Genomic DNA, 22,037 nt, shown 5'->3' with positions numbered 1-22,037 from the left:
AATTTTTTATAATTTTATTTCCCTTGAAAAAGTTCTCTAGTACTGGTATTTTACCATATATAATTTCATTTATACAAGTTTATTTTACAGATTTTATAGATTATAACTATTAATTTTAGTAATTTTTATCAGATTATATTTAATCTTTTATAAAAATTGTCATAATATAAACGGCAATTGGAAAAATCATAGATAATATTATTCCGATTTTTGCTACCTTGAATACGAATAATTTATCCTTATCATTAAGAATTTCATGCTTTTTAGGATCATCAATATCATATTTTACTATTATGCTTTCTCCTTCATGATATTTTGTTCTGCTAGTTCCTCCATGCTTTCTCCTATATGTAATACAAGTTATATCTTCACTGTCATGATATTTTTGATTTAACTTAGATCCAAAAATCAAAAAAAGAGGTTTAACAATATATTTATGATTATTCACTTCATACTGGTATATCGGAAAAGTCCCGGCCATTGCTCCTTTATCAGAATTCAGAACTTCTACAATCTCCCCCTCTACTTCACCTTTATAATTTTTTACACGGTTTTTATACATTGTTTCTATCACAATTTCAATTACTAAAAGTATTAAAATAAATCGGAAAATACTCCCCGCAATCATTGAAAATATCATTTTCCCACTTATTTCCCCGGCCGCTACTGATCTGGCCATTTTATCAATATCTAATCCTGGTGCTATTAAGTTAAACATTCTATTCCCTCCTATTAATTAATAAAAATCGTAATACATCATCCATTTATCTTCATTTTCATTATAGAAAAACATTAAACTTCCTGAATCTACTACATTGTATTGTGCAACATCATCACTTGAGATTTGGAAAACAAAATTATAGCCTTTTTCAACCTCTAATCCTAAACCTGGTTGGCAATATGAAGGATAACCTCCAAATTTATGTAAATATGTATGATCATTTCCAATATCTTGATAGTAACTTACTTCATCATCAAATTCTTCTTCTAAATCACATATTTCAATTTCTAAATCTTCATCAAGTCCTCCACCATCCCAAACAGGATAGTCTTCAGCATGAAATTTAGCTTCTAATGGATAAGCCTTTGGACAAAATTTATCATCTCTTAGGTATTCATTTTTAACTAAGACATCATCCTTAGTATAAGTTCTCAATAGCCAACCATCTCCATTTTTTGAAACTCCTTCATTTTCTTCATTATATTCTGGAAAATCTTCTCCCATAAATACAGTTATATATTCAAACTTTTTTAAAGCTTCTGGTATATAAGGAAGATTAGAAAGATAAAATTGTGCTAAAGGATACATAGTTTCTCCCTTATCGTCTTTAGGTCTTTCTTCAACTTCATTTTCTTTACATAGAAATACTCTACCTATCCAACTAACTTTATTTTCATCATCGTAGTCAAAATTCTTAGTTTCAAACTCTGTACAAGGTCTTACAATTTTTTCTTTTATTTCTTTTATTTTTTCTTTAAGAAAATCAGATTTTTCTTTTATTATTTCATCCATATAAAAACTCCTTTTTATTTTTGTCTAATAAGATGTAATTCTCTAACATATTTTCCAACCTCAGTATTTCCTGTCCCTTTGATAAAAAGATTTTCATCTTTTTCTATGTTTATCCAAACATACCAAGAAAATTTATCTTCTGGAAATTTTAAAGTAAAATAGGCTAGGCTATTTCTTTCTTTATCATAACTTAAGTCATTAGCTTGTTTTAAGAAAATAAAATTATCTTCTTTAATCTTTCCAGTATATTCTCCATCTTTATTTTTATAGATTTCCACTATTTTTCCATTTTCTTTAATAAGCCAAGTTCCAAGTACATCATCTGCTTTAGCATAACTGATGATTCCTAAAATTAACATGAGTAATAACACAAGTATTTTTTTCATTTTACTCTCCTATTCTTATAATTCTACGATAAAAATTGAAATCACCATTGAGATCTTCTTCCTCATAGTCAATAACTTGATTAAAGTATGGCGAACATGGGAAATAACCTAAAAAATCTCCATAGCCTCCACAAATATTGCATCCTCCATCTCCACCTTTAGAGAAAGATTTATTGTCAATAATTTCCATTTTGTATGGATCATAAGCAATGCAAAGTCCAAAGAAATTTGGCTCTTCTAAGTCATATTTATCATTGCCTTCTTTAGAGAAATATAGCAAGTTCATATTGTAGTCTAAGTCATCTCCCCAAGGAAATAAAGTTCTACAACCTCCACCACATAGATATTCCCACTCATCTAAATTAGCTAAAGAAAATCCTTCCTCTTTTAAATTTTCACAAAGCTCCTCGTAGCTAATATCATCATATAGCTCTATTTCTATATCATCTTTAACCTTTGTAAATCTAGCCGTTTCATCCAGTGTCAGCCTATTGTAGTCAGAACTTTTAAACTCATTATAGTCCTTTAGTAAGTCGCTGTCAAAGTCTTTTAATTCTTCTAAATTAGATTTTCTCCAAGCCACAGTTTGTAATTCTCTTTCAACTAGCATAGGTTTTATAGTAGCTTTCCTAAGTTTACTAAAGTTATCTCTGATATATTCTCCTAAAACTGTATTTAAGTCTTCAGTTTCATCTAAACAATATTTTAAACCATTTAAAGTTTCATCAGATAAATTCTTAGGTAATCCTTCATAGCCTAGAGTTACAGTATCTCCTGGAACAAAAATAAACTCACTTTCCTTATATTTAAAAACAGCTGTAAAAGTTGATTTTGAATACTTGAAAAAAGTTTCAAATCTTAAAAGCTCCATATTGTACTTCTTAGCTAAATTTTCTAAAATCTCTTTCTTCTCTTCTATAGGTAAAAGGGAATAAACCTCATTGCATAGATTTTCCATAAGACCTCCTAATTTTTATCTAATTCTACTAAATATTTTTCAATTTCTTCTAAATTTTCTTCAGAGAAAACTTTTATCTTTTCTTCAGTCAATTTTTTAGCTGTAATTCCCTGTCCTAAAATAATATTTCCTGAAAAGCTCCCATCATAGATATGTGTACTACCACAAGAAGGACTTCTTTCTTTTAAGATAACAAAATCAACTTCATTTTCTTTAGCTACTTTTAAAGTTTTCTCAGCTCCTTCTAAAAACTCTTCAGTAATATCTCTATTATCCTTACTAAAAACTTTATTCTCTCTAATTTCAGAGGGTACTCTTGGTATAGGTAGACCTCCAAAACACTCAGGACAAACTTTTATAATATCCACATTATATTTCTCTAACAATGTAACAAGTTCTGGTGTAAGATTATTTCCACCAGAATATTTCACATTGTCTCCCAACAAGCAAGCACTTATCAGGACTTTTATTTTCTTTTTCATATAGCTCCCCTGCATCTATTATACTTAATTTTGTAATTTATTTTAACTATTAACCTGTCCCTTCACAAAAAATGATATGATAAGGAAAATTAGTGGGAGAATCATAAGTATTTTTCCCACTATTTTGAAAACTTTAGATGCAAATATTTTATCTTTATCATTAAGAATTTCGTGTCTCTTAGGATTATTAGAATTATATTTTACTATAATATCTTCACCTGTACGATATTTTGTTTGGCCACTCATACCATGACGACCCATATAAGTAATACAAGTAACATTTTCAGAATCAGTATATTTTAGATTTATATCTGCATTTTTTAATAAAATATAAGGTTTAACTATATATTTATGATTATTTACTATGTATTGATATATGACATAAGTATCTGTTAATCTACTACCAAAATTAAGTTTCGTAACTTCTAAAACTTCTCCTTCTACTTCCTTATCACAATCTTTCATATTATTTTGATATATTTTTTCATATATAATTCCAATTATTAGAAATATAGAAGCAAAAACAAAAGAAACTCCAGCAATCAATAAAAACAAAACTCTACTACTCATTTTACACCTCTCTTTTTTAGTTAGAAACATCAAAAATTTATTAACTATTCAGAAAACTTTTTAATTTTATCCAAATTTGAAGTTGAAATTCTATATATTTTCAATCCATGACTTTTCAGCTTGTAATACGCCGAATGTGAATTATAGGATGTATCAAAAATTATAATATCTGAATTTTTTAATTTATCTGAATTTCTGAAAACTGCTGTGGCATGGATAAACTCAATTCTAAATCCCTTTTCTTCTGCATATTTTTCAGCTTTTTCAATAACTTTTTGACTCCATCTCCCACCAATCACCTTTACATTCTGATTTGTCAAATCTATCTTTTTCTCTTCAGAAAGCTCTTTTATATTTATATTTTCAACTACTTCTAGATTTTCATCCTGTTCCATATTTTCAATTTCCTGTTCAAGATGTTTTATCTGTAAATTCAATTTTTCAATTTCTTTTTTCTGTTTTTCAATTGTCTTTTCAGCTTCTTTATTTCTATGTTTTTTCAAATCTTCCTTCAATTTCCTGTTTTCTTCTTCAAGCCTGTCATTTTTCAAATTTAAAAATCTATTTTCCTGCTCCGTTCCTTCTATTTCAGTGATTATTTCTTCTAAGTCCCTTTCTTTTTCGCTGACTTTATACGAATTTATATTAAAAAATTCAAATCCCCTCCTGAAAGTTTCCCTCATTGAAAAATATTCCTTCATCTTTTCATCAAAAAAACTTAAAAAATCTGCCGAGACAATGAAGTTTTTATCTTCCTTTTGAAATTCCAAATTATATTTTTGTGATAATTTTTCCAAATTTCTCTTTTTTACATTCTTATACTTCGTATCTATATATTCCTGAAATTCCTTCTCAAAAGTGTCATTTTCCAGTTCTTCCAGAGCCTGCTTCAGAAACGGCTCCTTTTCCAATATTTCCTGCCTATTTTCCTCCAGTTTTTCTAAATATTTAGAATATTCTTCCTTGAAAAACTCCAAAAGATCAGTCAGATTATCTGTACTTAAAACATACATTATCATCTGTTCGGGATTTAAGCCCCTTCCATTCACCCTTAATATTTTATCCCTCTGGAATTCCTTCAAATAATCTTCTTTTGTAAAATCCAAACATTTCTTTTCAACATATGAATTATTCATTTCTATCAATTTTTTCAGAAAATCCTTATTTGATTCATCAATTTTTCCAACAATATCAATTTCCCTTTCAAAGAAAATCGAATTTTCATTAAATGGCTTTCCAAATTTCTTTTCTAACAATTCATTATTAAAATTATCAATTACTAAATCAAAAAAAATATTTTCATTTATAGATTTCAGTTTTTCTATCAGTAACATAACTTTTTCATTCTTTTTCAGCATTTTCTAACCCCACTCCAAAATAATTAATCGTATTTCCATACTACTGTGCCAAAGTAATTCTCTATAATAATAAAACCAGATAATGAAGATAGCTATTCCATCATCTAATTTTTAATTTTTTTTAATTAAATAAAACATAATAATCATCCGATATCCCAGAAAACCATTATGTTTCAACTTATTTATTTCTATATGTTTTTATTATTATTTCCCAATTATATTTTTTTCTTCTAACAACAGTCTGTTTTCTTCTCCTACAGGATTCCATCCTTTTTCAATAAGATCTTTTATATATATTTTGTTATATACAAAACTCATTACTATTCCAAGAACTGCTCCTCCTATACCTAGTGTTGCAAATCCTAAAAGAATAGTACCAAAAAACATTATTGCTGCCCATTTTAAATCTCCTCTAAATAATGGAACAAAAAGACCAAAGAAAAATACTGTCCATGAAAAACCTACTTTCACTTCCTTTCTTAATCCATTTTTTTCTAATACTACAAAATCCATCTCTTTCACCTCTCTACTTTCCAATTGTTTATTTAATATTGTATCTAACTTTCATAAAAGTTTTTTATGAATTATTTATATTTTTTTACTTTTATTAGTATACCCTTTATTTTTTCTTTTTTCAATTTCATATTATTAATACTACATATTTCTTTTATATATAGCAGTTATAATTTAATACTTCCCTTAAGTAATTTTCTTTTTTGTTATACCTGCTTCTAAACTCCATACCCCTCCCCTCCTTGCTTTTATTCCAGCCTTACTGTATAATAAAGAAAAACATATGTTAACTTTATAATATAAAGCGAAAGGAGACTGTTTTCAAATGCGGATACTTGTAGTTGAAGATGAAGTAAACTTAAATGATATTATCGTCAAAAAATTAAAATTGGAACACTATGGCGTTGATTCATGCTTTGATGGGGAAGAAGCACTTGATTATATTTTTTCTGTTGAGTATGATGTCATATTGCTGGATATTATGCTCCCTAAATTAAATGGTTTTGAAGTTCTTAAAAAGATAAGAAGTCGTAATATTAAAACTCCAGTTCTTCTCCTTACAGCACGTGACGGAATAGAAGACAGAGTTCAGGGGCTTGATTTTGGAGCTGATGACTATCTTATAAAGCCTTTTGCCTTTGATGAACTTCTGGCGAGAATTCGTGTACTTCTTAGAAGAAATACAAATAATGCAAGTAATGTCTTTACTATTGCAAACCTTAGCGTTAACTGTGATTCCCATGAAGTGTACAGGGATAAAACTCCAATAAAACTCTCAACAAGGGAATTTACTATACTGGAATATATGATCAGAAACAAGGAAAAAGTTCTTCCAAGGGAAAAAATTGAACAGCACATATGGGATTACAACTATGAAGGTGGTACAAATGTTGTTGATGTGTATATAAGGTATTTAAGAAAAAAAATTGATGATAATTTTTCACCAAAACTGATTCACACCATAAGGGGGATTGGATATATTCTGAAGGTGGACAATGAATAAAATTTCTATAAAACTGAAAATAATGCTATGGTATATGGGATTAATGACAGGTCTTGTAATACTCTTTCTTCTGATTATTTTCTATATGAGTGAAAAGATTATCCATTCTTATGAATATGGATATCTTAAAACTACAGTGGAAAGCAGCTTTAAGGAGATATATGTCAAAAATGGGGAAATTATCGTTGACAATGATATGGAAACCAAAATAAACACAATACAGATTTCAGTATACAATAAAAATTTAGGATTTGTATACGGTAATAATCCTCTAAATTTTGAATATGACGATACTTTTTCAGACAAAAAAATTATTAAAACTGTTAAACATCAGCATGAAAAATGGTATGTATATGAAAGTAAAAAAAATTATGAAGGATATGGAGAAATCTGGATTCGTGGTGTAATGTCTGCAGTTGGAGCAAGTCAGGCCATAGAAACTGTAATTTCAATCTCTCTTATTATATTTCCATTTTTCCTTATTTTTGCCGGAATAATTGGATATATTATAACCCGAAATGCTTTCATACCTATTAAAAAAATTAGGTCTGCCGCTGAAAAAATAAACGAAGGAAACGACTTATCACAAAGGATAAACCTGGGTGAAGGAAATGATGAAATTTATACGTTAGCAAATACATTTGATACAATGTTTGACAGACTGCAAGATTCTTTTGAAAGGGAAGTACAGTTTAATTCAGATGTATCTCATGAATTACGGACACCAATTTCTGTCATAATGTCCCAGTCGGAATATGGAAAGGAAAATTTAGTTTCTGTTGAAGAAGGTAAAAATATCTTTAACATAATCTTTAATGAAGCTCAAAAAATGTCACAGCTTGTTTCTCAGCTTCTAACCCTTTCAAGAATGGACAGGGGACATCAGAAATTAAATCTGGCTAATGTCAATATTAGTGAACTGGCAGAAATTGTTATTGATTCCAGAAGGGAAGATGCCAAAAGAAAAAATATAAATATCTTTTCTAAAATTACCCCTGATATTTATGCTGATATTGATGAAATAATGATAATGAGAGTTTTTATAAATCTTCTCTCAAATGCTGTTACATATGGAAAAACTAACGGAAATATTTATGTTGATTTAGATGTGCAGGAGAAAACAATTGTAATCAAAATTGCTGATGACGGAATTGGAATAAGTGATGAACATATTAATAAAATATGGACAAGATTTTACCAGGTTGATCCTTCACGTAACAGTGAGGGAACAGGACTTGGCCTTTCAATGGTAAAATGGATTGTGGAAGCTCATAGTGGAACTATTTCGGTTGTAAGTAAACTTGGTGAAGGAACAATTTTCACAATAAAAATTCCACTTAAAATCCATTTACTATAAATTTTTTATTAAAAATTATTTTGAAAAGTCTTTTTTCTCATTTTTCTTTAATGAAAATTTGCTATTATAGAATTACAGAAATAAATATGCTATAATAAGACAAATAAGGAGGTATCGATATGAAAAAGAATTATTTAAAATGGGCTTTGTCTAGTCTTCTGATTATAGGAAGTATTGGATTTGCTACAGGTAAACCTGATGTAGCAGTAAAAACTCCAAATCTTGTTATTGAAAATCAGACTGGAAATTCAGAAATTAAAAGTGCAAAAAATGATAGAACAAAACTTTCACATGACAGGGTTAAACAAATTGTTACAGCCAGAGTTCCTGGTTCAAACGTATCAGAAATTAAAGATTTCCGTGGAGAAGGAGATTCATTTAAAGGTAAACTGATTCATGCCGGAGTAACGTATGATTTTGAAATTGATGCTTACACAGGAAGAGCTATAAAATGGAGCTCTAATAAGTAAAATTGAAATAGGAAGGGAGAATAAAATTGAAAAAAATATTTTTAAAATCAATAGTAATTATTTCTCTTTTGCTTGAAATAACAGTATATTCTGCTAACATTAATTATAATGATTTTATTCTTAATCAGAATAATACTGCTGAAAAAATTAGATTTTCTGCAGGAAAAAATATCTCTTCTGAAAAAGCTAAACAGATTGCGTTATCTCATGCAAGAGTGGCAGAACGTGATGCTAAAATTACTAAAATTCAGCTTGGGGTAGAAAATGGTGTTGCCGTATATGAAATTGAATTTTACGTAAACGGAAAGAAGTTTGAATACGATGTAAACAGTAATTCAGGGGAAATTGTAAAAGTTAAATAACTTGAATTAGAAAAAATAATATTAAATAGGTAATTTAAAACTAAAAATCTCTGTAAACTTTATCTTCTACAATCAAAATTTTCTTATATTTTGATGTATAAAAAAAGAGACTTTCTCAAAAAACTATAAAATTAGATAAAAAAACTATATTTTCGAATTAAAATTTCACAATGTAAAATAGGAAATGATGAAAATATAGTTTTTTATGTTGTTTTTATATTTTTGAAACAGTCTTTTTTATTTCAGTTATTTTTAAACTATTTTACTAATCCTAAAAGTTCTTCCCTGTTTAATGGTTCAACCATAATATACGAAGCATCTATAAATCTGTATTTATTTTCTGGCAAATTTTTAATAAAATCATCATAATTTAAATATGCCGCAACATTATAACTGTCTTTATCGTTTTCATCTCCGTCAATAGTTACTAATCCAATATCCCAGAAGGCAATATCTTCATTTTTAACTATATCTGAATTTTCAAATTCAACACTAGGCTTGTAAGGAAGTATTGTTCTAATATTTTGTGTAAGAGTATAAGCTCCTCTTATTCTTCCATCTTCCTTGTTTTTGAAAAATCGCTGATTTGCCGAATAGGCATCTAAATACTGTATTTCCTTTACCATATTAGAAAAAGTATCAATAGGGCTATCTGAATTTTCTATTTTATCAATCATTTCCTGATTAAAGGACACAACTCTATTTATGCCAAAAATACTGTAAAGAGTCGGCTCATCACCTTTAACTCTTGATGAAATTACTTCTATTCCATAAAGTATATCTCTTTCATAGTCAAATTTATCAATATTTTCAGCTGTATATTCTTCTCCTGTTTCACTTATAATTTTTGAATCAAATTTCTTAGCCAATGCTTTTATATATTCCAATGCCAAAAGCCAATCTTCCCTGGATGACGGAGTAAAAACCCGCACACTATAATACTTATCTTTATTATCATAAAATAATTCAAATCCTCTTGAACTATCTTTACCATCTCCTATTAATAGACATTGATAATTAGAAACTGGAGATAACAGCAAATCGTTAATATCAATATTTCCAGTATTATAGCTGTAAAGCTCCTTATCCAGTAAACTCAATGCAGTTTCAACATTTAAAACTGGCTCATAACCTAAAAATTTTTTCTTGTTTTGCACATAAAAGCTTACACTCATTTTTCCTCCATAAATTTTTGATTTATTCTAATTTAAACAATTACATATATTATCAATATTACTACTTCCCTAAATAATTTTTATAAATAACTCTTCTTTTTCATATTTTACTTCAGTAATACAATTATATAACTTAACAGTAGAATAGTCAATTTTTTATTACATAATTTCCATATTTTTAAAAAGAAATATTTAAATTTTTTTTTGCTTATGATATAATTTTTATAGTAAAAATTAATTTTATTTAATAAGAAGGAGAAAAAAATGTTCGGTTTATTTAATGGAAAAAAGAAAAAAGAATTTATGAGTGACAGTACGAAGGCATATTTTCATATTTATTGTGGTAAAAAAATTACAATTGATGGTCAAAATTTTTCTGAATTTGAGCATATGAAAGGCTATGACTTAGAAGATGTTGTAAAAGTATCACCTGATGCACATGTAGTTACTGCCAACTATGAATTACCTGCCAATAGTGTGCTTAATTCAAGAATAAAAGCAAAAAGTATCTCTATTACTTGTCCTCCAGTTGAAGCAGGAAAACACTATGTTATTTCAATTTTTGAAGTCACACCTGAAGTAGCTGCAGCTGAAGAAAATACTCTTATGGATTTCATTCATGCTGAGGAATTGGAAAAAGGATACAGTATTTGCCTATATAGAAAAAAATAGGAGGAAACTGAAATATAATCTAATGTACTCTGAAAGGATTTTGGAGATATAGAGTTAAAAACTATAGGATTATTGCAAAAATTAAAAAGGAAGAATTAGTCATTTTAATTGTTCAAATAGATAGAAGGGATAAAATTTATATTTAGAATTATTTCTAAATTTATTGGGTTAATTGAGAATTGAAAATAATAAAAACTGTCTGATACTCTTATTTTTAAGAATAAAAGGCAGTTTTTTTACTTTATTATTTTCTATTTTTCAACTTACTTATTTCATATAATGAAAGTGCATAAATTTCCGTTATTTTCTGTAAATCTGACAAATCAAACCATTCATCAGGTAAATGTGCTATATCCTTCTGACCAGGAAAACTTGGACCATAAGCAATAATATTAGGAATTATTTTTGCATAAGTACCTCCTGTCGTTGTTACAGGTTTAGCATCAAAGCCTGTAACATAATTATATACCTTCTGTAAAGTCTGCACATATTCAGAATTTTTATCATATAATACAGGATTCCAGTTGGCAATTTCCTCCAATTCTGTTCCTTCTGCAAGGCTGCTTCTAATTAAATCCATAAGCTGTTCTTTTTTACATACTGCAGGATAACTCATTACAAATTCAAAAAAATGTCTATTTTCAGAAATTCCAAATCTGTAACCTCTTAATATCATTTCTCCAAAGTCATCATCTCTAAAATCTATCTTCAATTTCACTCCATTGTTGGGAGCTGATAAAATATAGTTATTTACAAAATCATATAATTTGTCTAAATCCTTCATTTCTGAATATATTCTTACTTTGAGCCTTCCTCTTTCTCCATACACAACTGGCCACTTACAGTCAGGAGTCCATCCAAAAACAGGAGGTTTCTCCTTTGTGAGATAATGTTTTACACATCCGAAGCCCGTTTCTTCATTTGTTCCAAAAACTACTCTTACAGGGACATCAAATTTTATCCCTAATTTCTTCAAAATATGAAGGGCAAACAGATTTGAAAGAATAGGCCCTTTATTATCCAGAACTCCTCTTCCATATATACGGTTATTTTCTATTTCTCCGCCTAATGGAGAATGTTTCCACCCTTCACCAAGAGGAACTACATCCACATGACCGAAAACTCCTATATATTCATCACAATCCTTAATTCCTTCTGACACATATTCTGCATAACCTATTTTATTGTCTATATTCACTGTGGTAAATCTAAATCTTTCTGATATTTCCAAAGCTTTATCCAGTGCTTCGGCAGGCCCTTTTCCAAATGGGGCATTTTCTTCAGCTTCCATCTGAATACTGTAAATCGAAACTAATTCACGTATTGTTTCTATTAATTCAGGCTGTATTTTCTTTACCTCTTCCTTTATTTCCATAATTATTTTATCATCACAGAAATTTTCAGAATTACTTTTCTTCATTTTACTTTCTTTTTCACAAATACTTCCTTTATTTTTTAAAGTATCATCCATTTTTTTACCTTCCTTACTTTTCTACAAGAGGTTTTGTTCTTTCATCTATGTATTCCTGCAGCCATTCTTTAGTTGCTTCTTCATGCACCATTTTATCGCCTTTTCTTTTTGTCCTGTATACTTTTACAGGATTTGTTTCATTTCCGGCAACAAAGGAAAAATTCTCAATATTTGTAGCTGCTCCCCATTCTCCTTTATTATTCATGGCAATTACAGAAATATCCCCTGCTCTTCCCCTTTTTCCTATTAATTTTTTTTCAAAACTGAATACAGCCTTTTCACATGCTTCCTGAGGAGATAGTCCATTTTCCATAAGTTTTACTATTTCATATGAGATTATTCCCTTCATTATATCTTCTCCAAGCCCTGTTGCACTTGCTCCACCGATTTCACTGTCAGCATAAAGTCCTGATCCGATTACAGGGGAATCTCCCACTCTACCTTTCTTTTTCATGAAAAGTCCACTTGTAGAAGTTCCTGCAACTATATTTTCATCTGTATCAAGACATACCATACCTACCGTATCATGTCCTGAATAAGGTTTTATCGCCATTTCTTCTATATGCGCCATATCCTTCAATCTATTTTTATAATGAATTTTTGCCCTGTCTGTCAGCATATTTTTTCTTTCAAATCCTCTTTTATGAGCATATTTTTCTGCTCCTTCACTTACTAACATGCTATTTTCATTTAAATGACTCAAATCCTTTGCAATAGATATAGGATTGGCAAAATCCTTAATGGCACAAACTGCACCAAAATCAAAGTTGCTTCCATCCATATATGCCGCATCCAGTTCCACTTCCATTTCTTCATTTGGAAGGCCACCATAGCCTACAGATTTATAAAAAGGAAAATCTTCAACATTTTTTATTGCTGTTTCTATTGCTTTTCCTGCATTCCCATCATTTTTCAGTATTTCTGCCGCTTCTTTGACACCGTCATGTGCCATACACCATGTTGCAATTATTCCCCACATTTTCTTACCTCCTCAAGTTTTATTGTTCTATTCGCTGTAATGATAGTTTTCCTTTAGTATTCTTTCATACTTTTCAGGAGTCAGGTCTTCTATTATCAGTTTTAGCAGTTTTAATGCTGAGATAATATCATCCTTATGCACAACCCCAAGATGAGTATGCATGTATCTCATCGGTATGGATAAAGTTGTTGCAGGTATTCCTATTCCAGATTTATGAATATTTCCTGCATCTGTTCCACCGTCTGTAAAACAGCTCAGCTGATAAGGGATATTGTTTTTTCTGCATAAATTTTCCATGTAAATGAGAAGTCCCCTGTTCATTATAGTCATTGAATCAATAACATTAATAGCTACTCCTTTTCCAAGCTTTATATTATTTTTATTTAAAGGTGTATCCCCCGCCAAAGTAGTATCTACAGCTATTGCCAAATCAGGAAATACTTTATGTGCTGTCGTTCTTGCACCTCTTAGCCCAACTTCCTCCTGTACTGTTGCTGCCAATGTGACTTTGTTCCCTGTATTTTCATTTTTCAGCATATTCATAAGCCATATTCCCGTTGCAACGCTTACACGATTGTCAAAGGATTTTCCAGCAAGATATCCTTCCTCATTAAGTTCCATCATTTCTGCATATGGACATATCATGTCCCCTACTTTTATTCCCAGTTCTTCTATCCTTTTCTTACTGCTGACTCCCATATCAATATACAGTTTATCAATCGGCAATACCTTTTCTCTTTCCTTTTCCTTTATTGAATGGACTGCCGGTCCACCAATAACACCGTAATAAATCTTTTTTTCCTCATTTATAACTGCTACCTTCTGGTTAAGCAGAACATGTGACCACATATTTCCTACATTCTGAAAATATAAGTACCCCTGTTCATCTATTTCCCTGACTACAAATCCTACTTCATCCATATGAGTTGCTATCATTATGGAAATTCCGTTTCCTTCCTTTGTGAAAAGGCAGGATCCAAGTCCATCCTGAGAAAATGGAAAATTTATATTCTTTTTCAACATATTGGTAATATCCTCTTCAAAGCCTGAAATTGCATAAGTTTCTGTCAGCTCCTTCAGAACTTCCCATTTAATATCAAAATCCATTTTTCTCACCCTTTAAATCCGAATTTTTCTATTTTTTCTACAGTCAGTCCCTTAATAAATTCTATAATTATGTCACTCAAATTATTTATATGCTCTATTTTTAACGAATTTAACATAGCCTGTTTATGTTTTAAAGGTAGTACAAGTACAACTGTTGGAGTCCCTGCCAATGATTTATGGATAAAAGACCCGTCTGTCGCTTCCAGCTGAACATGGCCTTCAGGAATATATCCTTTTTTCTGTGCCACTTCATAAAATTCCTTCTTTAACATTTGATTTGGAAGCATTGATTTATCAAAACTTCTAATATATACTGTATTTTCTTTAGGCTCTTTCACATATGCCGTATCAATAACGACAGCTATATCCGGTTTTAATGCAGTTGTTGCTGTTATTGCTCCACGCTGACCTGTTACCGAATGGGATATCCCTCCTATTACCACATCAAATGGAGGCATTTCCTTATTTTCTTCCATCTTATCTAATACTGTAAGCCCTGCTTCAAGTCCTGCCCTGTTGGAAAGATTTTTAGAAAGTATTTCTTCATTTGGAAGAAATAAAGTAGGAATATCTAGCACAAACATATCTCCAATCTGTATTCCTGCCCCTAAAACTTCTTCTTTACTTCCATACCCTACGTCAATCAGCAGCTCTTTTTCATTTTTTATTACAAATCCTGTATATTCTTCATGTCTTCTATTTAAAACTTTCACTATTCTCTGCTCAAAAAGACTTTTTTCATAAAGCCCTATTGTCAGAAATTCCATTAGTCCGTCTTCCCTGATATCTGAAATCATTCCTCCACTTTCATCAATATTTGAGCTTATCATTATTTTATATGATGAATCGTTCCCTTTTTTTAAGCCAAAAATAGATCCGAGTCTATCCTTTATTATTGAAAGATTTCTTTTTTCATATTCTTTATGCAGAAAATCATGTACTTCCTTTTCATCTCCTGAAACTCCCCTTAATTGACATAATTCCTTTAATCTCATATCTTCTCCATTTCTTGATATATAGATAAATTAACAGTTTAAACTATCTTAAAATAAGACTTAAAACACAATATGAAAAATTATATTTATGAGTTATTTAAAATTTTACAATATAAAACAGGAAATGAATTTAGAAAAAGTCAACAGCCTAAATTTGGCGATTTTTGACTTTTTTTTAATGAATGACTGTTTTATATAAGAAAAATTTTAACAAATGAATAAATATAATTTTCATAATTTTTATTTCTATTTTCAGACAGTTTTTTCTAACTATTTATATATATAATCACTTACTTCTGATAAATCTGATCCTTCATACAGACATTTTATTACATCTGCCATATTCTGTAATGATTCACGCAAGCCTACCCCACCTTTTTTCGGCATTTTTATCATTACCAGATTATTTTTATATTTATCTATTATTTCCTTATTTTCTTCCGAACATACAACTACCGGTTTACAGCTTGTTTCCTTCTTTACGTGCTCTGCTAAAATGGAGGACATTTCTGCATAATTGTAATAATTAAAGCATGGCCCGCATAAAAGAATATCAGCCTTTACTTTATTTAAAAGTCCTGTCATTTTTTCCAGAACAAGCTCCTGATTTTCCTTAAAATAACTGTCACTGCAATATGTAGTGGCAAGTACAGTTCCACCTATATTTTTTATATATTCAGAAAACATCATGTATGAACCCATTCCACCTTTTTCCAGTGCAAGTTCCACATTAGCTCCTTCTTTTCCACCTGTTCCCGATTGAATCTGGTCAAAAAATAAAACTATTCTCATTTATATATCTCCTTTGCTGTAAAAAATTTGCTTAAAAGCTTTATTATTAGCTATCCTGTCACTTTTATATTAAAACTGTCTCCATAATGAACAAAACTGCTCCAAAATTAAAATTTATAAATTAATTTTGAAACAGCCTTATTCAACATAAATTTATATTTTCTAGAAAGATATATCATCAAGTGAAATGTCTTCTAAATCATCTTCTTTACTTTGTTCTACAGGTTTTGTTTCATCTTGTAAATACTGGTTATCCAATATTTTAAAGAACGGATAGTAAATCATACATCCTATCGCTACCTGTACTATTTGGAAAAGCCCTGCAATTATACTTCCTGTAGAAAGCCATCCTGAAAAGAATAAAGGCGTTGTCCAAGGTAATAGTGTTCCTGTAGTACGAGGAATAATGTGTAACATTGTTGCCAGTGTACCTAAAATTGTATTAACAAGCGGTGTTAATAAAAACGGAATCGCAATAATCGGATTTAATACAACTGGAAGTCCGAAAATAACCATTTCATTTATTCCAAAAATTCCAGGAACTATTGATAGTTTCCCTAATTTTTTCATACGTTCAGATTTTCCTTTAAACATCATCAGTAATACTAAAGATAATGTACTTCCTCCACCACCGAAGTTACAGAAGAAATCAGAGAATGAACCTGTAAATATATGAGGTAATGGCATATGAGCCGCAAACGCTTCCTGATTTCCTGTTGTCATAGCCAGGTGTAATGGAGAGAAAACTGTATTTGTAACAGCAGGACCGTTAATACCAAAGAACCAGAACAATGTTGATAAGAACTGATAAATTGGTTCAAAGAAGAAATTCTTTCCTAATCCTTCAAGAGGCCCTTGCAGAACTTTATAAATAAAGTCATGTGCATACTGATCTTTTGTAAAGAAATAGAAGAAAAGTCTCAATGCAAAAAATAGAAGCATTACAAACATACTTGGTATTAATGCCGCAAATGAATTCATTACTGCAGGTGGTACTCCTTCAGGAAGTTTTATTGTCCAACCTCTGTTTTTAACTGCAGCAAATACTGTTACCGCAAGTAATGCTGTAATCATTGCAAGGAATAAACCTTCTGTACCTAAGTTTCTAAGTGCAAAACCTCTGAATGCTTTTCCTTCTGCATTTACGAATAAATCATGAGATTGAGGACTTATAATAAGGAATGCTACTAATGATACAGCTGCCCCGGAAATCCCTTCCACTCCCTTTGCCTTCGCATAATAATATCCAATACCAATAACACCAAGAAGGGCTATTACTCCAAATGTTGAACGGATAACAGCATTAAGATATCCGTCCCATCCTTCTCCTAAAAATTTCGCAACAAATGCTTCATATCCTTCAATAGGAAAATTTCCAATAACTAGAAATATTGAAGCCGCTATAATTAACGGTGTACCTACTAAAAATCCATCACGTATTGCCGCCAAAACTTTATTACTGCTCAATTTAGATGCCAAAGGGCCTAATACTTTTTCCAACTTATCAAACATGCTATTTCCCTGCCTTTTCCTTCAATATTTTTATAGCTCTCTTTAAAATACGTTCTCCATCAACTCTTCCATAATCTTCAAGGTCAATTACTGCTACCGGAATACCTTGTGGTTCGTATTTTGAAGCTGTCTGTTCAAGCTTAAATTTTACCTGCGGTCCCAATAAAATTACATCAGGATGAAATTCCTCAACAATAACATCAATCTTATTATCAGGAAAAGCTTTAACTTCAACTGGAAGGCTATGCTTATCTGCCACTTCCTGCATTCTTTTGGCAACTAAGCTTGTAGACATTCCAGCACTGCAAAATAAGTATATTCTTTTCATAAAATCCTCCTTATATATAATATTTTTTATTTTTATCTGTCATTTGAAGCCGCAATCATTCTTATTGTATGTCTTACTCCTCTTATTGCTATAGAAAGTTCTAAAATGTTTTCGAAGTTTGCAACTCCCGCATATCCTGCATCTCCAATATGCTGAATATCCACTCCTGCGATTTTATTCATTATTGCAATCTGTCTTATTGTTTCCTTTGTAGAACTTTCCTGGCTTGTTCCTATTGCAGACATTGAAAGAGCTCCATTTTCCTTGATATATTTTACAGCTTTTTCCATTTCACTCTGAGTAAATCCAGGTACTGTCCCCACAGCCGGAAGCATGATGACATCTGCACCACTTTCAATAAAGTCCTTCACAACATCGAAATTTGCAACCGGTTCATCAACTCCTGATGAGTGCATTTTACCTGCTATTATCATTCCGGAAAAATATTTTTTAGCCAGCTTTATACCTTCAGAAATCTGATGGTTTGTAACTCCTGTACCAGGATTCCCTGTCAGGCATACAAAGTCAAATCCCATTTCTTCTATCTTTTTCAATGTAGCTTCTGAACAAATTCTTCCTTCAGAAATAATTTCTATTTCCTCCATCATATCGGCATTTAGATCTACCGGTTCCAAATTAAGTCCTACCGGTCTTCCTGTAAGTTTTTTTACAAGTTTTATAGGCTCATCTGATTCAGGAAGTGCATCTATATATGGATTAAATACATCCAATCCATTCAGTAATATAAGATCTGCTCCGAAAGCCCTTGCTAACTCACTATTTGTAACATCCCCTGCAACACTTTTTCTTCCTACAACATTTTCTGACAACACTGTTCTACCTTCACTTGCCTTAATGGCATTTTTCAAATCCTGACCGGACATTTTATTAAAATCACTAGTAAAACAGCTAAGCAATCTTTTTCCCATTTTTTTCCTCCAACTTAAAATTTTATCTTTTATTGTTTTCACTATCGTTATACCTCACCTTTTCCATTTTGTCAAAAAAATGTTTTTTAATTATTTACTTAAGTTTTTTATAACAATTATTTCTATTTTATTGATTTTATAGTTTATTTTAGGTATAATTATAAAAAAGCGAAAAATTTATTTCTTTTTTCGTTACTCGTTATATAATTGATAAATATTAAAATTATCTATAAAATTTAAACGAAATAAATATCAAATTTTTTCGTTAGTTAGGAGTTTATAAATGAACATATATTTTTCCCACAAATTTACAAATTTACAGAAAAAGGATATTAAACTTGAATTTTCTAAAAAAATAACAAAAGATGAAAAGATATTTTTAAAATTATTATTTTTTAAAATTGTTTCAGATTCCACTTTTTTGGAAAAAGCTGAAATCAGATTTGAAGAAATTCTTTCCATACCTGAATTTTCTTCCATTAATAATTTCACTTCATTTTTTAAAACTCTGTCAGAAAAATATATATCTTTTTATGTATTTTCTCCAAACGATAAATTTTCCGGTTCTTTTGGAATACTTTCATCTTTTATTTTACATACTGATTATTGTCAATTATTTTTTACTGAAGAATTTAAAAATTGTTTCTCATTAAAAAAGAGCTTTTTTTCCCTACTTGAGATTGAAAAATTTATTTTTATGACAGATTCCTTCTCATTTGGCTTTTACAATAATATTATTAAAAATGCCAAAGATAAAAACGAAGTCTGCCTTCCACTTTCATCAGTAAAAATCTATCTTAATGCTGACAATAAATATGAAAGGTTTTTTGATTTTGAAAAGCATATTTTAAAAAAAGCTGTAATGGACATAAATACTTTTACTGATTTTTCTGTTGCATACGAAAAAATTAAGGAAAGTGGAAAACTGACAAATAAAATCGTATCTATTAATTTTCTCATAAATAAAGCAAGACAGCCTTACAGCCCATACGACAATACAATTTATAAAATGCTTGAACTTGTTAAGGATAAAGTTTCCAATCCTGAAGAAATTTATCGTCTGTTTCTACTTTATGTGGCAAAAAGAGGATATAAATACGTACACGACAATCTAAATTATGTAAAAGATTCCTTTTCTGAAGATTTGGAAAAGAATTTAAAGAGGGCATTGATGCTTAATCTAGCATCAGATAACCTAAAACTTTATGTAAACGAATTTAAGAGAGTTAAATCGCCGATAGTTCTATTTTATACCCTCACCAGAAAACTAAATGAAATAAAAAGATATTATCCTAAAATTGAAGAACTTCTTCGTACTTCCAAATTAAAAGACATTGATTCCATAAGCTATTTTAAGGATAATGGCTCTTTTAATTTTTCAAATGAATATATAAAAATCTTTGTCAGATATTATTCTGATAAAAAATCTGTTATTGAAATATATCTTCCGGAAAATATTATTGAAAAAATAGAAAGTACTCCAAAAGCAGCTACATATTTTCAGGATAAATAGAAAGAAGGATAGAAATAACGCATAAAAGTTTCCGTCAATACTAATTCTGACATAGACACAAGCTCAATAATTATATTAAGGAAAATAATATCAATTTAGGACAAGTAATTTTAGATTTAATTTTTGAAAAAATCTAAAAGGATAAACTGATTATTTTAAAAAAAAAAGTTGTAAATTTTTCCATAAAAAGTTAAAATATAAAATATTTAAAAATTTGGGGAAAGGAGATAGTGTTTTATACTATTAGAAAATTTATGAAAAAACTTGGTTTGACAACCAGAATTATGATTGGACTGGCACTTGGGATTATATTCGGGTTGATACTTAGCCCTTTTGCACAAAATTCATTTGTAAAAGAGGTTGTTATAGATTCTGTTCTTGCATTTTTTGGAGGAATGTTTATTAATCTTATGAAAGTTATGATTGTGCCACTGGTTTCCATTTCTCTTGCAATGGGGGCCGCTTCCATCGGAGATGTAAAGAAACTTAGAAGAATTGGAACAAAGGTTTTAGGATTCTATTTTGCAACTACTGCAATTGCCGTAGCAATTGGATTATTTGTTGCAAGAATTTCCGGTGTTGGAAAAGGAATGGTCCATGGGGAACTTCCAAAGGGAGAATTTAAACTTGCTGAACAGGGAAAACTTATTGATATATTACTGGATATGATTCCTAAAAATATTATTAATGCAATGTCAGAAGAAAAAATGCTTGCCATTATAATATTCTTCTTACTGTTAGGAGTAGCAATTACAGCTTTGGGGGATAAAGTAAAAAATTTGAAAATTTTACTTGAAGAAGCTAATGAACTTGTCCTAAAAATGGTGGAACTTATAATGCAAGTTGCTCCAATTGGGGTATTTGCACTAATTTCAAAAGTAGTCGCTTCTACTGGAATAGATGTGCTGATTAAATTAGTAGGATTTGTTGTCGTGACATTAATAGCTTTTGTAATTCATACGGGAGTTTATCAGATAATGCTTGTAAGCATGGCAAAAATGAGCCCTGTTAAGTTTTTAAAAAAATTTTTAAATGTTATTTCAGTAGCATTTTCTACATCAAGCAGTAATGCAACAATTCCTGTAAATATTGAAACATTGACAGAAAAATTTGGAGTTTCAGAAGAAATAAGTTCCTTTACAATTCCATTAGGAGCTACAGTAAATATGGATGGAACTGCAATAATGCAGGGAGTTGCCGCTGTATTCATTGCAAACCTTTACAACATTCATCTGGGACCAACGCAATACATTGGAATTATTTTAACAGCCGTACTGGCTTCAGTAGGTACAGCCGGAGTTCCAGGTGCTGGTATGTTAATGCTTTCACTTGTGTTAAAACAGGCTGGACTTCCATTGGAAGGACTTGGTGTTGTAATTGGTGTTGATAGAATTATCGATATGTTCAGAACAGTGGTGAATATTACAGGAGATGCTGTCTGTACAATTGTTGTAGCAAAAAGTGAGAATGAAATTACAGATGTGGAAAAATTTTATAATTAATTTTTCTAATTTTACATTTGTTTTAAAATCAGATTACTAAAAAAATTATTTCAAAAAAAAGGCTCTATAATATATATGGGGGTGGAAAAA

25 protein-coding genes are annotated in these 22,037 nt (G+C 30.1%); 8 read left to right on the top strand and 17 right to left on the bottom strand.

The genetic code is table 11. The annotated features are described in order from the left end of the window. Nucleotides 1-139: 139 nt before the first annotated feature. The 8 genes from HMPREF1984_RS02520 to HMPREF1984_RS02485 all read right to left on the bottom strand — a co-directional run bounded on the left by HMPREF1984_RS02520 (nt 140) and on the right by HMPREF1984_RS02485 (nt 5,780). Nucleotides 140-718 carry a hypothetical protein gene (locus HMPREF1984_RS02520; RefSeq protein ID WP_021766307.1) on the bottom strand — a complete coding sequence of 193 codons (579 nt, stop codon included), beginning with the start codon at nt 716-718 and terminating at the stop codon, nt 140-142. Between the two features lie 18 nt (nt 719-736). Continuing rightward, nucleotides 737-1,513, bottom strand: coding sequence for a DUF1963 domain-containing protein (locus HMPREF1984_RS02515; protein WP_021766306.1), 777 nt, complete (start codon nt 1,511-1,513; stop codon nt 737-739). A 14-nt stretch (nt 1,514-1,527) separates the two neighbouring features. Next, nucleotides 1,528-1,899, bottom strand: coding sequence for a hypothetical protein (locus tag HMPREF1984_RS02510; RefSeq protein WP_021766305.1), 372 nt, complete (start codon nt 1,897-1,899; stop codon nt 1,528-1,530). A gap of 1 nt (nt 1,900) precedes the next feature. Then, the gene (locus HMPREF1984_RS02505) at nt 1,901-2,857 is read right to left on the bottom strand and encodes a hypothetical protein (RefSeq protein ID WP_021766304.1); all 957 of its coding nucleotides are present in this window, start codon (nt 2,855-2,857) and stop codon (nt 1,901-1,903) included. Between the two features lie 8 nt (nt 2,858-2,865). Continuing rightward, a complete protein-coding gene (locus HMPREF1984_RS02500) occupies nt 2,866-3,339 on the bottom strand; it encodes a DUF523 domain-containing protein (RefSeq protein WP_036099510.1) in 474 nt (157 codons plus the stop codon). 42 nt (nt 3,340-3,381) lie between these two features. Beyond that, entirely contained in the window at nt 3,382-3,909 is a 528-nt protein-coding gene (locus HMPREF1984_RS02495) for a DUF3592 domain-containing protein (protein ID WP_036099508.1), read from the bottom strand. Nucleotides 3,910-3,953: 44 nt separating this feature from the next. Beyond that, nucleotides 3,954-5,267 (bottom strand): hypothetical protein, encoded by a 1,314-nt coding sequence (locus HMPREF1984_RS02490; protein ID WP_021766301.1) that lies wholly within the window; start codon nt 5,265-5,267, stop codon nt 3,954-3,956. A 204-nt stretch (nt 5,268-5,471) separates the two neighbouring features. Beyond that, complete coding sequence (locus HMPREF1984_RS02485; RefSeq protein WP_036099507.1) at nt 5,472-5,780, bottom strand: hypothetical protein; 309 nt, start codon at nt 5,778-5,780, stop codon at nt 5,472-5,474. Between the two features lie 325 nt (nt 5,781-6,105). On the opposite strand from HMPREF1984_RS02485, the gene HMPREF1984_RS02480 reads away from it, so the two are divergent. The 4 genes from HMPREF1984_RS02480 (at nt 6,106) to HMPREF1984_RS02465 (ending at nt 8,972) form a co-directional block, all read left to right on the top strand. Next, the gene (locus HMPREF1984_RS02480; RefSeq protein WP_021766299.1) at nt 6,106-6,783 is read left to right on the top strand and encodes a response regulator transcription factor; all 678 of its coding nucleotides are present in this window, start codon (nt 6,106-6,108) and stop codon (nt 6,781-6,783) included. Then, a complete protein-coding gene (locus HMPREF1984_RS02475) occupies nt 6,776-8,140 on the top strand; it encodes a cell wall metabolism sensor histidine kinase WalK (RefSeq protein ID WP_021766298.1) in 1,365 nt (454 codons plus the stop codon). The genes HMPREF1984_RS02480 and HMPREF1984_RS02475 overlap by 8 nt, the downstream gene beginning before the upstream one ends. A 119-nt stretch (nt 8,141-8,259) precedes the next feature. Then, nucleotides 8,260-8,610, top strand: a complete 351-nt coding sequence (locus HMPREF1984_RS02470; protein WP_021766297.1) for a PepSY domain-containing protein — start codon at nt 8,260-8,262, stop codon at nt 8,608-8,610. A gap of 26 nt (nt 8,611-8,636) precedes the next feature. Then, nucleotides 8,637-8,972: a PepSY domain-containing protein gene (locus HMPREF1984_RS02465; protein WP_021766296.1), complete on the top strand. Its 336-nt coding sequence runs from the start codon at nt 8,637-8,639 to the stop codon at nt 8,970-8,972. 257 nt (nt 8,973-9,229) lie between these two features. Here the strand turns inward: HMPREF1984_RS02465 and HMPREF1984_RS02460 are convergent, their stop codons facing one another. After that, entirely contained in the window at nt 9,230-10,147 is a 918-nt protein-coding gene (locus HMPREF1984_RS02460; RefSeq protein WP_021766295.1) for a DUF4299 family protein, read from the bottom strand. Between the two features lie 264 nt (nt 10,148-10,411). On the opposite strand from HMPREF1984_RS02460, the gene HMPREF1984_RS02455 reads away from it, so the two are divergent. Next, nucleotides 10,412-10,819 carry a hypothetical protein gene (locus tag HMPREF1984_RS02455; protein ID WP_021766294.1) on the top strand — a complete coding sequence of 136 codons (408 nt, stop codon included), beginning with the start codon at nt 10,412-10,414 and terminating at the stop codon, nt 10,817-10,819. 29 nt (nt 10,820-10,848) lie between these two features. Further along, nucleotides 10,849-10,965 (top strand): type II toxin-antitoxin system RelE/ParE family toxin, encoded by a 117-nt coding sequence (locus tag HMPREF1984_RS11705; RefSeq protein ID WP_084408391.1) that lies wholly within the window; start codon nt 10,849-10,851, stop codon nt 10,963-10,965. A gap of 98 nt (nt 10,966-11,063) precedes the next feature. Here the strand turns inward: HMPREF1984_RS11705 and HMPREF1984_RS02450 are convergent, their stop codons facing one another. The 8 genes from HMPREF1984_RS02450 to HMPREF1984_RS02415 all read right to left on the bottom strand — a co-directional run bounded on the left by HMPREF1984_RS02450 (nt 11,064) and on the right by HMPREF1984_RS02415 (nt 18,932). Then, a complete protein-coding gene (locus tag HMPREF1984_RS02450) occupies nt 11,064-12,290 on the bottom strand; it encodes a Sapep family Mn(2+)-dependent dipeptidase (protein ID WP_021766293.1) in 1,227 nt (408 codons plus the stop codon). Nucleotides 12,291-12,303: 13 nt separating this feature from the next. Then, nucleotides 12,304-13,269: a N(4)-(beta-N-acetylglucosaminyl)-L-asparaginase gene (locus HMPREF1984_RS02445; RefSeq protein WP_021766292.1), complete on the bottom strand. Its 966-nt coding sequence runs from the start codon at nt 13,267-13,269 to the stop codon at nt 12,304-12,306. A 27-nt stretch (nt 13,270-13,296) separates the two neighbouring features. Continuing rightward, the gene (locus HMPREF1984_RS02440) at nt 13,297-14,376 is read right to left on the bottom strand and encodes a M42 family metallopeptidase (protein WP_021766291.1); all 1,080 of its coding nucleotides are present in this window, start codon (nt 14,374-14,376) and stop codon (nt 13,297-13,299) included. 5 nt (nt 14,377-14,381) lie between these two features. After that, nucleotides 14,382-15,371, bottom strand: coding sequence for a M42 glutamyl aminopeptidase (locus HMPREF1984_RS02435; protein ID WP_021766290.1), 990 nt, complete (start codon nt 15,369-15,371; stop codon nt 14,382-14,384). A 270-nt stretch (nt 15,372-15,641) separates the two neighbouring features. Further along, nucleotides 15,642-16,163 (bottom strand): GrdB-related putative oxidoreductase, encoded by a 522-nt coding sequence (locus tag HMPREF1984_RS02430; RefSeq protein ID WP_021766289.1) that lies wholly within the window; start codon nt 16,161-16,163, stop codon nt 15,642-15,644. Between the two features lie 162 nt (nt 16,164-16,325). Then, on the bottom strand, nt 16,326-17,675 hold the full coding sequence (locus tag HMPREF1984_RS02425; protein WP_021766288.1) for a PTS sugar transporter subunit IIC: 1,350 nt from the start codon (nt 17,673-17,675) through the stop codon (nt 16,326-16,328). A 1-nt stretch (nt 17,676) separates the two neighbouring features. After that, a complete protein-coding gene (locus HMPREF1984_RS02420; RefSeq protein ID WP_021766287.1) occupies nt 17,677-18,003 on the bottom strand; it encodes a PTS sugar transporter subunit IIB in 327 nt (108 codons plus the stop codon). A gap of 32 nt (nt 18,004-18,035) precedes the next feature. Continuing rightward, the gene (locus HMPREF1984_RS02415) at nt 18,036-18,932 is read right to left on the bottom strand and encodes a PEP phosphonomutase (RefSeq protein WP_036099501.1); all 897 of its coding nucleotides are present in this window, start codon (nt 18,930-18,932) and stop codon (nt 18,036-18,038) included. A gap of 283 nt (nt 18,933-19,215) precedes the next feature. On the opposite strand from HMPREF1984_RS02415, the gene HMPREF1984_RS02410 reads away from it, so the two are divergent. Next, nucleotides 19,216-20,445: a replication initiation protein gene (locus tag HMPREF1984_RS02410; RefSeq protein ID WP_021766285.1), complete on the top strand. Its 1,230-nt coding sequence runs from the start codon at nt 19,216-19,218 to the stop codon at nt 20,443-20,445. 230 nt (nt 20,446-20,675) lie between these two features. Further along, nucleotides 20,676-21,947 carry a dicarboxylate/amino acid:cation symporter gene (locus tag HMPREF1984_RS02405; protein WP_232219671.1) on the top strand — a complete coding sequence of 424 codons (1,272 nt, stop codon included), beginning with the start codon at nt 20,676-20,678 and terminating at the stop codon, nt 21,945-21,947. The last annotated feature ends 90 nt before the right edge of the window (nt 21,948-22,037 follow it).

The organism is Leptotrichia sp. oral taxon 215 str. W9775, assembly GCF_000469505.1.
In the GTDB taxonomy this organism is placed as follows: Bacteria; Fusobacteriota; Fusobacteriia; order Fusobacteriales; family Leptotrichiaceae; genus Leptotrichia_A.
The sequence above is the reverse complement of the archived record's forward strand: the minus strand, read 5'-3'. Positions and strand labels throughout refer to the sequence as shown.